The organism is Schaalia hyovaginalis, assembly GCF_014208035.1.
Lineage (GTDB): Bacteria > Actinomycetota > Actinomycetes > Actinomycetales > Actinomycetaceae > Pauljensenia > Pauljensenia hyovaginalis.
The window spans coordinates 268,116-283,078 of sequence record NZ_JACHMK010000001.1; the positions used below are offsets into that span (position 1 = coordinate 268,116).

General features: G+C 68.6%; 15 protein-coding genes. 6 read left to right on the plus strand and 9 right to left on the minus strand.

Annotated elements, in window-relative coordinates; genetic code table 11:
- Positions 1 to 212 precede the first annotated feature (212 nt).
- Positions 213 to 1,079 (plus strand): HAD hydrolase family protein, encoded by an 867-nt coding sequence (locus tag HD592_RS01220; RefSeq protein ID WP_184451373.1) that lies wholly within the window; start codon positions 213 to 215, stop codon positions 1,077 to 1,079.
- 124 nt (positions 1,080 to 1,203) lie between these two features.
- Here HD592_RS01220 and HD592_RS01225 read toward each other — a convergent pair whose 3' ends face one another.
- Entirely contained in the window at positions 1,204 to 1,827 is a 624-nt protein-coding gene (locus tag HD592_RS01225; protein WP_184451374.1) for a hypothetical protein, read from the minus strand.
- Between the two features lie 147 nt (positions 1,828 to 1,974).
- On the opposite strand from HD592_RS01225, the gene HD592_RS01230 reads away from it, so the two are divergent.
- The gene (locus HD592_RS01230; RefSeq protein ID WP_154475542.1) at positions 1,975 to 2,496 is read left to right on the plus strand and encodes a peptidylprolyl isomerase; all 522 of its coding nucleotides are present in this window, start codon (positions 1,975 to 1,977) and stop codon (positions 2,494 to 2,496) included.
- 73 nt (positions 2,497 to 2,569) lie between these two features.
- On the plus strand, positions 2,570 to 3,421 hold the full coding sequence (locus HD592_RS01235; RefSeq protein ID WP_184451375.1) for a rhomboid family intramembrane serine protease: 852 nt from the start codon (positions 2,570 to 2,572) through the stop codon (positions 3,419 to 3,421).
- Between the two features lie 324 nt (positions 3,422 to 3,745).
- Here HD592_RS01235 and HD592_RS01240 read toward each other — a convergent pair whose 3' ends face one another.
- Positions 3,746 to 4,009, minus strand: coding sequence for a cell division protein CrgA (locus HD592_RS01240; RefSeq protein ID WP_184451376.1), 264 nt, complete (start codon positions 4,007 to 4,009; stop codon positions 3,746 to 3,748).
- Between the two features lie 115 nt (positions 4,010 to 4,124).
- Here HD592_RS01240 and HD592_RS01245 point away from each other — a divergent pair, with 115 nt between their 5' ends.
- The 3 genes from HD592_RS01245 to HD592_RS01255 are packed head-to-tail and all read left to right on the plus strand — an operon-like array spanning position 4,125 to position 5,802.
- Positions 4,125 to 4,856, plus strand: coding sequence for a DUF881 domain-containing protein (locus tag HD592_RS01245; RefSeq protein WP_184451377.1), 732 nt, complete (start codon positions 4,125 to 4,127; stop codon positions 4,854 to 4,856).
- Position 4,857: 1 nt separating this feature from the next.
- Positions 4,858 to 5,619, plus strand: a complete 762-nt coding sequence (locus tag HD592_RS01250; RefSeq protein ID WP_184451378.1) for a class E sortase — start codon at positions 4,858 to 4,860, stop codon at positions 5,617 to 5,619.
- Positions 5,620 to 5,646: 27 nt separating this feature from the next.
- Positions 5,647 to 5,802 (plus strand): hypothetical protein, encoded by a 156-nt coding sequence (locus HD592_RS01255; protein ID WP_154475534.1) that lies wholly within the window; start codon positions 5,647 to 5,649, stop codon positions 5,800 to 5,802.
- Positions 5,803 to 6,083: 281 nt separating this feature from the next.
- Here HD592_RS01255 and pknB read toward each other — a convergent pair whose 3' ends face one another.
- The 7 genes from pknB to HD592_RS01290 are packed head-to-tail and all read right to left on the minus strand — an operon-like array spanning position 6,084 to position 14,875.
- Positions 6,084 to 8,084 (minus strand): Stk1 family PASTA domain-containing Ser/Thr kinase, encoded by a 2,001-nt coding sequence (pknB, locus tag HD592_RS01260; protein WP_184451379.1) that lies wholly within the window; start codon positions 8,082 to 8,084, stop codon positions 6,084 to 6,086.
- Entirely contained in the window at positions 8,060 to 9,556 is a 1,497-nt protein-coding gene (locus HD592_RS01265; protein WP_246429958.1) for a serine/threonine-protein kinase, read from the minus strand. The genes pknB and HD592_RS01265 overlap by 25 nt, the downstream gene beginning before the upstream one ends.
- A complete protein-coding gene (locus HD592_RS01270) occupies positions 9,553 to 11,007 on the minus strand; it encodes a peptidoglycan D,D-transpeptidase FtsI family protein (protein ID WP_184451380.1) in 1,455 nt (484 codons plus the stop codon). The genes HD592_RS01265 and HD592_RS01270 overlap by 4 nt, the downstream gene beginning before the upstream one ends.
- Positions 11,004 to 12,398: an FtsW/RodA/SpoVE family cell cycle protein gene (locus HD592_RS01275; RefSeq protein ID WP_184451381.1), complete on the minus strand. Its 1,395-nt coding sequence runs from the start codon at positions 12,396 to 12,398 to the stop codon at positions 11,004 to 11,006. Before HD592_RS01275 ends, HD592_RS01270 begins: the two co-directional genes overlap by 4 nt.
- Entirely contained in the window at positions 12,398 to 13,687 is a 1,290-nt protein-coding gene (locus HD592_RS01280) for a PP2C family protein-serine/threonine phosphatase (protein WP_184451382.1), read from the minus strand. The genes HD592_RS01275 and HD592_RS01280 overlap by 1 nt, the downstream gene beginning before the upstream one ends.
- Before the next feature lies 1 nt (position 13,688).
- Positions 13,689 to 14,174 carry an FHA domain-containing protein FhaB/FipA gene (locus HD592_RS01285; protein ID WP_184451383.1) on the minus strand — a complete coding sequence of 162 codons (486 nt, stop codon included), beginning with the start codon at positions 14,172 to 14,174 and terminating at the stop codon, positions 13,689 to 13,691.
- Complete coding sequence (locus tag HD592_RS01290; protein ID WP_184451384.1) at positions 14,171 to 14,875, minus strand: FHA domain-containing protein; 705 nt, start codon at positions 14,873 to 14,875, stop codon at positions 14,171 to 14,173. The genes HD592_RS01285 and HD592_RS01290 overlap by 4 nt, the downstream gene beginning before the upstream one ends.
- Positions 14,876 to 14,963 lie beyond the last annotated feature (88 nt).

Consider the following 14,963-nt stretch of genomic DNA (forward strand, 5'->3'; position numbering starts at 1 on the left):
AGCGCAGGATCCGCCACAGCAACTCACGCGTAGCGGATTCCGCCGGATCGTCGAGCCCCGGTCCTTGATCTCGCGAACGAGGGCGGAGCCGACCTTCAGCCCCCTGAGACGTCCCGTCACGCCGGCCCCCGGACGGCTCGGCGCCGTCCGTCCTCGTCGCCCCTGCGCGGGCCCTCGTCGCGCGAGGCGGGCGAATCGGGGAGAATCGCCTCATGAACACGCCCACGGACCTCTCGACGCTTCCCGGAAACATCGATCTGCGCCTGGTCGCGGTCGACATGGACGGGACCCTGCTCGACGACGGCAAGAATTTCCCTCCGGCCCTCGACGCCCTGCTCGATGCCCTCGACGATCGGGGGATCGTCTTCGCCCCCTCGTCCGGGCGGCAGGTGTGGACGCTGCTCGACATGTTCCCCGGACGGCCGGGAATGACGGTCATCGGCGAGAACGGCGCGATCGTCATGAAGGACGGGCGGGAAGTGTCCTCGAGCCCGGTCGATCACGGCACGATCCGTCGGGCGGTCGCGCTCGTGCGCGAGGCGGTGGCCGAGGGCCTGGACGGCGGGCTCGTCATGTGCGGGAAGAAGTCCGCGTACGTCGAGCGGACCGATGATCGCTTCGTCGAGGGCGTCCTGCCCTACTACCACCGGACCGAGAAGGTCGAGGATCAGCTCGGGGTCCTCGACCGCATCGAATCCGGCGAGCTCAACGACGACATCGTCAAGCTCGCGGTCATGTGCTTCGACGATGTGCTCCCCCTGGCGGAGCGCACCCTCGCGCGCTTCGCCGACACCCACCAGTACGCCGTATCGGGCCGCAACTGGGCGGACCTCCAGATCCGCGGGGTCGACAAGGGCAGGGCCGTGCGCGCCCTCCAGGCCGAGATCGGGGCGGGCCGCGATCAGACGGCGGCCTTCGGCGACTTCCACAACGACATCTCCATGCTGAAGGAGGCCCGCTGGTCCTTCGCCATGGCGAACGCCCATGCCGAGGTCGTCGAGGAGGCCGCCTACATCGCGCCCTCGAACAACGACGACGGCGTCGGCTCCGTCCTCAGGGGGATCCTCGGCATCGGCTGAGCATCGACTGAGCATCGGGGCGCTTCGCGAGAGACGGAGCCCCTGATGAAAGACGGTACCCCCGGACCTCGGTCCGGGGGCACCGCGGGTTCCGATGATCCCGCGCGAGTCAGCGGAGGGCCGCTCAGGCCTCGCCTTCGAGGGGCGCCTGCTCGACGTCCTCGACCTTCTCCGCCGGGGCGCCCGGCACCGGGGACTCGGCTTCGAGATCCGCCCAGTACTCCTCGGCCCAGGGGTCCTCGATCGGCTGGCTGCGCTTCCACAGGACGTAGCCGGCGCCGACGACGGTTCCCGCCAGGGCGGTCCACCCGATCGCGCGCAGGAAACGGCGCTTCTTGCGCACCTTCCGCGTCGGGGTGACGAGGGCGAGCTGCGACGCCGCGCCGGCCTTACGGGCGCGGTCGACGAGGGGCCCCTCGGATGCGAGGGCGGCGCCGCCCTCGGTGATGGCGCGGTTGAGGCGAGGCAGGTAATCCTCGACCAGGTCCGCGCGCGCGTGCTCGATCGCGGGACGGGCGCGATCGACTGCGGCCTGAGCGCGGTCGGCGGCATCCTCCACAACGGGGGTTGCCCTCTCAATGGCGCTCGCCAGGGCGGCCTGAGCGCGCGGAGCGGCCCAATCGACTCCCTGTTCGGCCAAGTCGGCGGCCTTGACGGCTACGCGCCCGGCCTGGACGGCCAGCGCATCGCGAAGCTGGGCGGCCTCGGCGAGCAGCTTGTCCGTGTCGAAGTTCGGCGTATTGCCCATGATGTCTCCGAATCCGTGTCAAGAGGTCGACGCGAAAGCGCCGCTTCCCTCTATTGTGCAACGAAGCGGTGTGATCTGCAGCCCACCGGGCGACCCGAAAGCCACCGAGTCCGTGCCGCCGGGCGCGGAATCTGCGAGCATGGGGGCATGGAAGCAACACTGCACACCAACAAGGGTGACATCGTTCTCGAACTCTTCCCCGACCATGCGCCGAATACGGTCAACAACTTCGTGACCCTCGCCCGCGGCGAGCGCGAATGGCTCGATCCGCAGACCGGGCAGAAGACCGCTCGCCCGCTCTACGACGGCACGATCTTCCATCGCGTCATCTCCGGATTCATGATCCAGGGCGGCGACCCGCTCGGCACGGGCACCGGCGGCCCGGGCTACACCTTCAACGACGAGATCCACCCCGAGCTCAACTTCAACGAGCCCTACCTCCTCGCCATGGCGAACGCCGGCAAGCGCATGGGCAAGGGGACGAACGGCTCGCAGTTCTTCATCACCGTCGCCCCCACCCCGTGGCTCCTGGGCAACCACACGATCTTCGGCAAGGTCGTCGATCAGGCCTCGAAGGACGTCGTCGATGCGATCGCAACCGCGGCGACCGGGCGCAACGACCGCCCCGTCGAGGATGTCGTCATCGAATCCGTGACGATCGTCGACTGAAAGCCCCCATCGTCAGAACTTCGGGGCGGGGCGAGGCCCCGCCCCGAAGCCGTCCAAGCCCGAGGAGCTGTTGATGCCGATTCCCGAGTACGGCATGCGTTCGGACGCGAGCGCCGCCCCCGAATGCCCGCGGCATCCGGGGGCGCGGTCGGTCGACTACTGCAAGCGGTGCAATCGGCCGATGTGCATCGACTGCCTGATCCGCACTGAAGTGCGTTCGATCTGCGTCGATTGCGCGGGCCGACGTCCGCGGGCCGCCTCCGGGGCCCCCGTGGTCACCTACGCCTTCATCGGGGCCTGCGTGCTCGCCTACCTGGCGAGCTTCGCGTCCCCCGCACTTCAGCAGGCGCTGGCCTTCACCCCTGCGGTCGGCTACGTCCAGCCGTGGCGATTCCTGACGACCGCCTTCCTCCATTCGGGCCTCTTCCACATCGCCTTCAACATGCTCGCCCTCTTCTGGGTGGGTTCCGCCCTCGAACCGCTGCTGGGCCGGTGGAGGTTCGCGTCGGTCTACCTGCTCTCCGCGATCGGCGGCTCCCTCGCGGTTCTCGCATGGGTGCTCGTTCAGCCGATGACTCTGCACGTCGCGACGGTCGGCGCTTCCGGCGCGGTCTTCGGCCTCTTCGGCGCGGTCTTCGTCCTTCAGAAGGAGGCGGGGCTCGATACGCGCTCGGTCGTGGCCCTTCTGGCGATCAACCTCGTGTACGGCTTCATCGCTCCGGGGATCTCCTGGCAGGCGCACCTCGGAGGGCTGGCGGCGGGTGTCTGCGTCGCCTGGATCCTCGTGCGCCAGGCCAGGCCGAAGCCCGGCGTGACGGCGCGTTCACAAGAGCTCAAGGCTCTGTGGATAACGTGTGGATTGTTCCTCGCCGAAGCGGCCGCGATTGCACTCTCGTACCGGGTGCTCTTCGAGGTTTACGGCTGATTCCCGCGGAATATTAGGAAACCCCCGCCTTTGCGCCTCATGAGCGAGGCGGGGAATCACACTCGTGTCATTCATCCCCAGGTGTGGATTCTCCTGTGGATATCCACCTGTGCGCCCCGTTTCGGGACCTCGGAGCCCCGGAGGGACCCGCCCGTCGCGCATACCGCATCGCCTCGAACCGGGGCCGGCATCCCCCGGCCCCGGGATCCACGAGCGCGATACAGGGCCGGGCCCCGAAGGCGATGCCTTCGGGGCCCGGGACCAGCGTTCACCCAAGGATCCGCGCCCTCGCTCGAGGACCGGATCGGCCGTGCGCGCGTGCGACTATCGCCACCTCAGAGTCATGAGGAAGCCCACCATCATGATGGCGAGGCCGATCACCATGTTCCACCAGGAGATGCTCGGGATCGGGTAGAGCCCCCCGGAGATGTAGTAGACCATGAGCCACACGAGGCCCAGGAGCAGCAGCGTCACGAACGCAGGCGCCCACCAGCGCGGGCTCACCGGAATACCCTCGGTCCACGAGTGGATCTCGGTATCGTCCGATGCCTCCTTGCCGCCCTTCTTGCGTTTCTTCGACTCGGCCACGGCTCTCCTTCGTCAATCAGTCGACCAGGTGTCGAAAGGACGACACCCTGCTCGTAGCGTAGTCTGCCGCTAACGGCACGCGAAACCGCGACACGGGGAGGCGAGGATGAGGAAGATGAGGACGCCTGTCGGAGGGCCGGCCCGCATCCTCCCCTCCTCCGCTCGGGCTGCGGTCTCGGTTCTGGTCGTGACCTGCGCATCGGGCGCGCTCTTCACGATCTCCTCACTGGCGAACAGGGACTCGTCCACCCCGGCTGCGGAACCGGGGCTCGTCAGCCTGGTGCGCGATGCCCAGAAGGACGTGGACGCCCTCGGCGCCCAGGTCGCCTCCCTCAAGAGCGAAGTCGATTCCTACGCGAAGCCCGACGCCGCCGCGCAGGCCCCGGAGCGAACGGCCTCCCCGGCGCTGTCGGGCCGGGCCGTGCGGGGACCGGGCGTGACGATCACCCTGACGGACGCTCCGACGCAGGTCATCCCCGAGGGCGTGTCCGTGAACGATCTCGTGATCCACCAGCAGGATATCGAAGACGTGATGAACGCCCTGTGGGCGAGCGGGGCGGAGGCGATGAGCGTCCAGGGCGTCCGCGTGACGGGGCGGACCGTGATCCGATGCATCGGCAATGTGATCCTCGTCGACGGGCAGTCCTTCTCGCCCCCCTATAGGATTTCCGCGATCGGCGATCCGGATGAGCTGCGCACGAAGGTCGACCAGGACCGCCGCATCGTGAACTACAAGGCGTACGTCGCGCTCTACGGCCTCGGTTGGGACATGAGCGTCGAGAATGAGATCCTGCTCCCCGAGGCGAGTACGAATACCGTGAACTCCTACGCACAGGTGGTGGATTGACATGGCCGAGCCCCGCAGGAGGGCCGCTCACATCGACAGGCGGAGGCCGTCGATGCTGTCGAGGATTCTCGGCGTCATCGGCGAGCTGCTCATCACGGCCGCTCTGCTCCTCGCCGGCTTCGCTTTCTGGCAGCTGTATTGGACCTCGTACCAGGTCGAGGGACCGAGGGCGCAGGTGGTCGCCTCCTTCGCGACAGAGCACGCCCCCGAGAGCGACGGCACGGGCGAGGTCCGGACGGACGATCCGCCGGAATTCACGAAGGAACTCGCCCCGGGCGAGGTCTACGGGCTCCTCCACGTCCCCTCGTGGGACTGGATGAGGATGCCGCTCGCCGAGACGACGACGGTCCCGGTTCTCGATTCGGGATGGATCGGCCACTACGAGTCGACCGCGCAAGCGGGAGGGATCGGGAATTTCTCGATCGCCGCCCACAGGCGCTCCTACGGGAACAGCTTCCGCTGGATCGATCGTCTGCAGCCCGGTGATCCGGTGGTGGTTGAACTCGATGATCGCTATCTCGTGTACACCGTGGATTCCTCCGAGATCGTGGAGGCCGACGATCCGACGAACATCCGGGTGATCGCCCCGGTGATCGGGGATGTGACCTGGACGCAAGCGCCGACTGAGCGCTGGATGACGATGACGACCTGCCATCCCGAGTACGGCGATTGGCAGCGGTACGCGGTTCATCTGAAGTTCGCGTCGTGGACGCCGAAGAGCACGGGCGTTCCGCCGGAACTCGTCGGCGAACCGACTGAGTGAGACTCGAAGAAGGAAAGGACTGGTCGCGTGTACGCGTGGATCTTCAGGCATCTTCCCGGCCCGACGTGGTTGAAGGCCATCGAGTCGCTCATCCTCATCGGAGCCGTCGTCTACGCCCTGTTCACCTGGGGCTATCCCTGGGCTCAGGAGTTCTTCGGCCTGGGGGGCGCCGCCGCGGTGTGAGCCCCGCCAGGGCTTTGAGCGCGGCCTCTCAGGCTTGATGAGGCGACGAGTGCGCCCTCTTCGAGAGGGGGTGCCGCGAAGGCCTCCACGACGGGCGTGCGGCCCCTCGCCTTCCGGCGAGGGGCCGCTTCCGTCTCTTCCGTCTCTTCAGCGGAGTTCCCCCGGGAGGGCGCGAGGCGCGCTCAGGAGGGGGCAAGAGGCGCCCGGGGAGGGCAGGCGCGCTCAAGAAGGGAGGGCAGGGGCGCCGTGCAGGCCCTGGGAGCCCGCGGCGACGATCCGGCTCAGCCGTTCCCGTTCCCGCTTCCGGAATTGCCCGAGTTGCTCGACGGGCCCGTGGGCTTCGGCCCCTTGGAGACCGTGAGATGGACGGTCGAGCCTTGAGGGACGATCGATCCCGACGAGGGGCTCGAGGAGAGGACGCCGCCGGCGGCGAGAGTATCGGAGTACTCCTCGACGATCGACACGTCCAGAGTGAGCGCCTGAAGGGCCGCTACCACGGAGGCCTGCTCGTAGCCGACGATCGTGTCGGGGAGGGCGACCTTGCCCGAGGCGACGGTGATCGACACGGACTCGCCCTTGTTCAGGGTCTCGCCAGCCGCCGGGCTCGAACTCAGGATCTTGCCCGCGGACTGCGAGGGGTCGTCGGAGGTCTGGACGTTGCCTACCTGCAATCCGACCTGCGTGAGGTACTCGCGCGCCTGATCCTGGGTCATTCCCGTGAGGTCGGGGACCGTGACGGTCTTCTTGCCCGAGGACACCGTGCCCTTGACGGTCGATCCCTTCTTCACCTTCTTGCCGACCGAGGGATTGACCTTCGCGATCTTGCCCTCTTCAACGGAATCCGAATCGACCTTGTTCGCATCGAGCTCCCAGACGAGCCCGAGCGCCTCCACGGCATCCTGGGCGGCCTCGGGGGTCATGTTGGTGACCTCGGGGATGACAACGGAATCCGATCCGCTGGAGAGCTTGGCGGTGACGGTCGTGCCGACCTCGACGCGCTCACCGGAAGGCGGATCGACCTCGGCGACCACGCCCTCGGCGAGCTCCTCGGAGGCGACCGTCTTGTCGGAGACCGCGAAGACGAGGCCCACCGACTCGACCGCCGCCTTGGCGTCGGCCTCGCTCATGCCGACCAGGTTGTCGGGAACGGCGACCATCTCAGCGGTCGGCTGCGAGCGGGCGAGGGCGTACCAGACGCCGCCGACGATGAGCAGCGCCGCGAGGATCAGCCCGAGGACGATCCACATCTTCTTCCGGCCCTTCACGGGCTCCTCGACTTCATCGGCCTTCAGAGACGGGACCGCCGAAGTCGGGCTCTGGACGGGCGCGAAGGCGGGTGCGGCCGGGAGCGTCGCAGTCTGTTCGGCGGGTGCGGGCATCGCCCGGGTGTCGGCCCATACGGCCGTTTCCGGGGCGTTGACGCGGCCGCCCCGGGTGGCGCGCATGAGATCGGCGAGCATCGAACCCGCTGAGGAGTACCGATCCTCACGGTTCTTCGCGAGCGCCTTGAGGACGACGCGGTCGAGGGGCTCGGGAACGTCCGGCGTGATCGCCGAGGGCGTGGGGGCGAGCTGCTGAACATGCTGGTAGGCGACCGCCACGGCGGAATCGCCCGTGAAGGGCGGGCGGCCCGTGAGGAGCTCGAAGAGGACGACGCCGGTCGAATACAGGTCCGAGCGCGCGTCGACCTGTTCGCCGCGGGCCTGCTCGGGGGACAGGTACTGGGCCGTGCCGACCACCGCGTTCGTCTGCGTCATCGTCGCCTGCGAATCACTGAGAGCGCGGGCGATCCCGAAGTCCATCACCTTCACCTTGCCGTCGGCGGTGAGCATGATGTTGCCCGGCTTGATGTCGCGGTGGACGAGGTGCTGCGAATGGGAGTACTCCAGGGCGGACAGCACCCCGGACACGATCGAGACGGCCTCGTTGATGGGGACCGGCGTGCCGTCGGAGAGAAGATCCTTGACCGTGTGCCCCTCGACGTACTCCATGACGATGTACGGCACGGAGATGCCGCGTCCGTCCGGTCCGAGCACCATCTCCTCGCCGGTGTCGTAGACGGCGACGATGTTCGGGTGATTGAGGGAGGCCGCCGACTGCGCCTCCCTGCGGAAGCGCGCCTGGAAGACGGAGTCCCGCGCGAGGTCGGATCGCAGCATCTTGATCGCGACGATCCGGGACAGTCGCGTGTCGAAGCCGAGGTGGACCTCGGCCATTCCGCCCCGGCCGATGAGCGAGCGGACTTCGTAGCGGCCGGCTAGACGGCCCATGGACTCGGCCATGTGTGAACCTCCTCGAGGACGGGGCGTCCCTCGCCGAGGATCGACGTGAGGGACCCGAGCATGTTGTGAATCGCGAAGGCGATGATCGCGATGATGGAGATGAGGATGACAAGGAAGACGATCGCCCGCGCCGCGCGCTGAGCCGTGGTGAGCGGCGGCGCGACGCGCGAGCGGTTGTACTTCGTGGCGGCGGGCACGGCCGCCGCCCCGATGGCCGCGTTCGCCGGGCTGATGCTCAACCAGGGCGCCCGCCGGGGCTTGCCCGTCTTGGCCGAGGGCGCGAGGGCCTGTTCGGCACGTTCTTCGGCGCGCTTCTTCAGACGCCGGGACAGGGCTGCGCGGCGCTGCGCGCGCTCGTCATCGACCGATGCCGGTGAGACGACGGGATCCCCCGTTGCTCCGGGCCGGGCGCCCGCTCCGGTGCCCTCGACGCCGACGGGTGCCGGTTCGGGCGCGAGCGTTGCGGGCGGGGGCACGGTTCCGGGGCGCGTGAGCGCCTCGGGGGTTGCGAGCATCGCATCGGGCAGGGTCCTGCGGCGCACGTGGCGCACCGGGGCCTGAGCCGTCGACGGCCCTTCGGGGGGAGTCGCGCCCTCGGCGTTCGGGGGCTCGGGGAGCGGATGCGCTTCGACGCTCACCCCCATCGTCTTCGCCGCGGCCGCCAGCTCGCGGACGAGGGCGAGTCCGGATTCGGGCCGCTTCGAGGGCGTCTTCTCGAGGAGGTGCAGGATCACCTCGGCCATCGGCGCGGGCACGTCCGCGGGGAGCGGCGGGACCGGGTCGTTCACATGGGCGAATGCGATGTCCACCTGCGTCGAGCCGGTGAAGGGGCGGCGCCCGGCGATCGCCTCGTAGGCGATGACGCCGAGGGCGTAGAGATCGCCGAGGGCGGTCGCGGTCTCCCCCATCGCCTGCTCGGGCGGGAGGTACTGGGCGGTGCCCATGACCATGCCGGCGGCCGTGAGGTCGATCTGACCGGTGGAGCGGGAGATCCCGAAATCGGTGAGCTTCACGATCCCATCGGGGCGCACGAGGATGTTCGCGGGTTTGATGTCGCGGTGGACGATGCCCGCGTCCGCCGCGGCCCCGAGGGCCATTGCGACCTGCGTGAGAAGCGGGACGAGATCCTCGCTCGCGATGCGGGTGCCGCCCTTGAGGTAGTGCGTGAGGGGGCGGCCCTCGACGAGTTCCATGACGATCCAGCCGCGACCGTCCTCCTCCCCGGAATCCTGAACATTCGCGATATTGGGGTGCTGGATGCTCATGGAATTCTTCGCCTCGATCCGAAGGCGCGAGAGCGGGAGCTCCTCGCCGAAGAGCTCGGTCTTCAAGACCTTCGCGGCGACGAGACGGCCGGTTTCGGCGTCCCTGGCCTTCCAGACCTCCCCCATTCCCCCCTGCGCGATCGGCGTGAGGAGCTTGTACCTGCCTCCGAGGACAGTGCCCGTGCGCGTGTTCAATCGTGAGTTCATCGGATCCTCGCTTCGAGGAGGGCCTGCGCGATCGGCCCGGCGACCATGGAGCCGAAGGGGGTGGGGTTCGCGTCATCGCCCTCGACGATGACGGCGAAGGCGATCTGGGGATCGTCCGCGGGTGCGAATCCGACGGCCCAGGCGTTCGCGCGCCCGTCGACGCCCGTTTCGGCGGTGCCGGTCTTCGCCGCGGCCTGAATGCCGTTCGGGCGGATGTACTGGCCGGTCCCGTAGGGCTCGTTGACCGCGCTCTTCATCATCTCAGTCAGCTGATCGGCGACGTCGGCGCTGATGGGGGTGCCCGCGACCGAGGGGCGGGTTTCGCTCTGGACCGTGAGGTCGGCGTCGACGATCTGCGAAATGAGGTACGGCTCCATCATCGTTCCGTCGTTGGCGATGGCCTGCGCGACCATGGCCATCTGGAGGGGGGTGACCTTCACGTCGAACTGGCCGATCGACGACATGGCGAGCTGGGCCGCGTCCATCCCTTTGGGGAAGCGGGAGGGGGTGACGGTGAGCGGGATCGACAGGGGCTTGCCGAAGCCGAAACGGTCCGCGACGCCGGCGAGCTGCGACTCGGTGAGCTTCTGACTCGCGAGGATGAAGGTCGTATTGCACGAGCGCGCGAAGGCTTCGGTGAGCGTCGGGTTGCCGTCGCCGCATTCGCTGGACAGGATGTTGGGGACCGAGGTGGAGGTGCCCGGGAGGACGGCGGAGACAGGGGACTCCATGTGCGTCGTCGGGGACGCGATGCCGTTCTCGAGGAGGGCGATCGTCGTCAGGAGCTTGAAGGTCGAGCCGGGGGCGTACAGGGAGCCCGCGATCGCGCGGTTCGAGAGCGGGTCGCCCGGATCGTCCACGAGCGCCCTGTAGGTGGAGTCGACGGCCGCGGAATCGAAGGCGGCCAGGGTGTTCGGATCGTAAGTGGGGGAGGAGTACAGGGCGAGGATCGCCCCGGTCTTGGCGTCGAGGGCGACGACCGCGCCCTTCCGGTCGCCGAGCTGCTCGGCGGCGACCTGCTGGAGCGCCGGGTCCACGGTGAGGGCGACGCCGCCGCCCTGGCGGTTCGCCCCCGTGAAGAGGTTGTGGATCCGCTGGGCGAGGAGGGCCTGGTCCTGGCCGTCGAGGATCTGCTCGCTCGCGGCCTCCAGGCCCGAGGCCTGGGAGAAGGCGGAGGAGAAGAATCCTGTGATCGGCGCGTAGAGGGGCCCCTGGGAGTAGGTGCGCTGGAAGCGCTTGGAGCCTTCGACCTTGGTGGACGAGGCGATCGCCGTGCCGGCGACGATGATGGGGCCGCGATCGGTCTCGGCGGCGTGCAAGATGGTGCGCTCGTTGCGCGCATCGGCGTTGAGCGAGGGCGCCTGGAACACCTGATTGTTGGTGGCGGCCGCGCCGAGGAGGGCGAACATCGCGAGGATGACGATGAAGAGACGGCGGATCTGCTGATTCATGCTGTGACCGTCGCTTGCTCGAGACGGGGGTGGATGCCGGAATTCCACGGGGCGGGTTGGGCGTTGGGGCGGCGGGCGGCGTCCGACACGCGGATGAGCAGGGCGACGGTGATCCATGAGGAGACCATGGAGGACCCTCCTGCGGCGAGGAAGGGGGCCGTCAGGCCCGTCAGGGGGATGAGGCGCGTGATGCCGCCGAGGACGACGAAGAGCTGGATCGCGAGGGAGAAGCTCAAACCGGTCGCGAGGAGCTTCCCGAAGCCGTCGCGCACGCTGATCGCCGCGCGCAGCCCCCGTTCGATGAGGACGAGGTAGAGGACGAGGATCGCGAGGAGCCCGGTGAGTCCGAGCTCTTCCGCGAGGGACGACAGGATGAAGTCGGAGTTCGCCAAGGGGACGAGCTGAGGGTAGCCGCGCCCCCACCCGGTTCCCATGAGGCCGCCCGATGCCTGTCCGAAAAGGGACTGGACGAGCTGATAAGAGCCGCCGTTCTTCGCGTACACCTCGGTGTCGAGGGCGTGGAGCCACACGGAGAAGCGGTTCGCGACGTGCGGGAAGGCGCGAATGGCGACGAAGACGGCCGGGGTGAACATGGCGAAGCCGATGACGAGCCAGGAGACGCGGTTGGTCGCCACGTAGAGCATCGCGACGAAGAGCGTGAAGAACAGGAGGGAGGTGCCCAGGTCCCGCTGGAGGACGAGGATCGCGATGCCGACGAGCCAGACGACGAGGATCGGGCCGAGATCGCGCGCCCTCGGGAGCCGCATTCCGAGGAGCTTGCGTCCGCCGATCGCCAGATTGTCGCGGTTCGTCACCAGGTAGCCCGCGAAGAAGAGCGCGAGCGTGATCTTGACGAGTTCGCCCGGCTGGAAGGACATGCCCGCGATCCTGATCCACACCTTCGCGCCGTAGGTCTCCACGCCGAGCCCCGGGACGAGGGGGAGGAGCAGGAGGATCAGTGAGAACACCCCGAAGGTGTAGGTGTAGCGGCGTAGGATCCGGTGATCCTTCAAGAGGATGAGGACGGCGGCCGCCAGGGCGATGGCGATTCCGGCGAAGAGGAGCTGGCGCATGCCGACGGTCGGGGCGTCGAGGGCGGCGTAGGACATGTCGAGGCGGTAGATCATCGCGAGCCCCAGGCCCGTGAGGGCCACGGCGATCGGGAGGATCACGGGGTCCGCGTAGGGGGCGAGGAGGTGGACGCCGACCTCGGCGATGATCGCGAGCACGAGGAGGATGCCGACGTGGGCGAGCAGGTTCGAGGGGAGCTGTCCGGTGCGATTGAGCGTGGCGAGGACGTATCCGCCGATCCCGACCGAAAGGGCCAGGAGGAGGAGCAGGATTTCGAGGCCGCGCCTCGGGCGGGCGGGCGCGATCGTGACGGTCGCCATCACTGCGCCTTCGTTTCGCCCGACTGCGCGCCGGTGCCCGGTCGTGAAGCGGACTGCGCCCCCGATTCGGGTTCGTCATTCGAGGAGACCCAGGACTTCGAGAGGCGGAGCTGGTCGATGTAGGCGTCGATCTCGGCGCGCGAGGAACGGATGACGGGATCCTCGAGGCGCTGGCGGTCCACGTCCTTGAGGTCGGCGAGGGCGATATCGGTGACCTCCACCGCGTGCGAGAATTCCCAGGGGCCGAGGGACTGAGGGATGCCCTGGTGGATGACGACGTACCCCTCCTGGCCGATCGCGTAGTACTGCATCTGGGTCCACGCCCAGCCGAGCCAAGCCCCGCCGATGACGAGGGCGGTGGCGAGGAGCGCGAGGAGGGGGGCGAAGCGGTGCTTCGGCGCGGCGGGCTCCTCGTCGGCGTCGTCGTCCAGGTCGAGGCTGCGGTGGCGGCGGAGGGCGGCGGCGCGGGCGGCAGCGCCCGAACCGCCCCGCGACGCGGCATGGCGGTCGATCGCCGCGGCGCCGACGATCTGGGGGGCTTCGGGGGGGAAGGCGCCCGCTGCGACGACGTCGGCGACGACGCAGGTGATGTTGTCGGGCCCGCCCGCCCGCAGTGCGAGGCGGATGAGCTCCTCGGCGCATTCCCCCGGGTCCTCGACGGTGGTGAGGATCATGCCGATCGTCTCGGGGGAGACGACGCCCGAGAGGCCGTCCGAGCACAGGAGCCACCGGTCCCCGAGCACGGCCTCGCGGATCGTCTCGTCGGGGGTGACATCGGCCTGGGAGTCGCCGAGGATGCGCAGGACGACGTTCCGGTTCGGGTGGTGCTCGGCCTCCTCGGGGGTGATCTGCCCGGATTCGATGAGGTACTGGACGAAGGAATGATCCGTGGTCACCTGGGTGAGGGCCTCGCCGCGCAGGAGGTAGGCCCGTGAATCGCCGATGTGGACCATTGCGAGCTTGTTGCCCGAGCGCATGAGGGCGATGCACGTCGTGCCCAGGCCCTCGAGGTCCTTGTCCCTGTGCGAGCGATCGGAGAGCTCTTCATGGGCGTCCATGAGGGCGTCGCGCAGGAGCGGCAGCATCGTGTCGGCGGTGTGGGAGTCCGTGTCCAGGGGGACGAGGTGGGCCAGGGCGACGGAGGAGGCGATATCGCCCCCGGCCGGGCCGCCCATCCCGTCCGCGAGCACGAGGAGATTGGCCCCGGCGTAGCCGGAGTCCTGGTTGTTGCTTCTCACGAGCCCGACATCGGAGCGGGCGGCGTAGTGGAACTCGAGGGGAAGCGCCATCTCACCTCACCAGTTCGAGTGTCGTCTGCCCGATGCGCACGATGTCCCCGACGCGCAGGAGGCGCGGCTCGTTCAGGCGTTCGTCATCGACGAAGGTCCCGTTGCGCGAGCCGAGGTCTTCGAGCCACCAGCCCTGCTCCGAGGGCTGAAGGCGCGCGTGACGGCCCGAGGCGTACTCGTCTTCGAGGACGAGCGTGGAGGCGGGCGAGCGCCCGATGATGATGGGGGCGGCGCCGAGCGGCAGGATCGTGCCGACGAGCGGCCCGCCGGTGAGGAGGATCGACTTCGGCGCGTCGGTGAGCGCGTCGTCCCTGCGGCGCTTGGATTCGCGCTTGCGCTGGTCGGCCTCCTTGCGGCCCTTGCCGCGCGGCGTGACGACCGTGCCGAAGACGTCCCTCTTGAGGGTGTTGACGGCGCCGAGGACGAGCAGCCAGAGCAGGACGAGGAAGCCGAGGCGCAGGACTGTGAAAGCGAGATCCGAGGTCATTGGTCGCCGTCGCTTTCGGGGTGGGTCCAGAAGTCGATCTTGGTGCGTCCGATGACGATCCGGTTGCCGTCGAGGAGGGTGGCGGCGTCGATCCGGTGCCCCTCGACGAAGGTCCCGTTGGTCGAGCCCAAGTCCGTGGCGATGACGCCGGTCGGGGTGATCCTCAGTTCGAGGTGGCGCCGCGAGACCCCGGTGTCGTTGACGACGATGTCGGACTCGGAGCCGCGCCCGATGACGGTGACGGGCTCGGTGAGGAGCCACTTCTCGCCGTCGACATCGATGATGGGGTGCTCGGGCGAGGGGGAGGACGCGGTCGCGGGCGCGGCGGCGCCGCGGCGGTTCGCCGCCTCCACCCGCAGGCGCCCCGTCTGCTCCGCGGAGTCCTCTTCGAATTCGACCGTGACCGGCCCGAGCAGGGCGAATCCGCTGGCGGTGGCGTGCTCGGTCGCCTGCTGGGCGAATTCGTCGGCCAGGACCTCGAGATCGGCTTCGAGGGAATCGAGGTCCGTCCGGGCCGCGTGAACGGTGAAATGGTTCGCCGCGATGGTGCGCTCCGAGGAGAGGGCCTGGGCCGAGTCGTCCATGGCGCGACGGATCGCGGTGTTGACGTCGACGGCCTTGATCCCCGACCGGAACACGCGCGAGAAGGCGCCGTTGACGCCGCGCTCGACTGCGTTTTCGAAGCGGTCGAAGATGCTCATACCTGTTCTCCTCGTCCCTTGTGGGAGCCTTGGTGCTGCGAGCGCACAGCACTCGACGTGGGTCAGTCTAACCGTCAAGCCGAGCTTG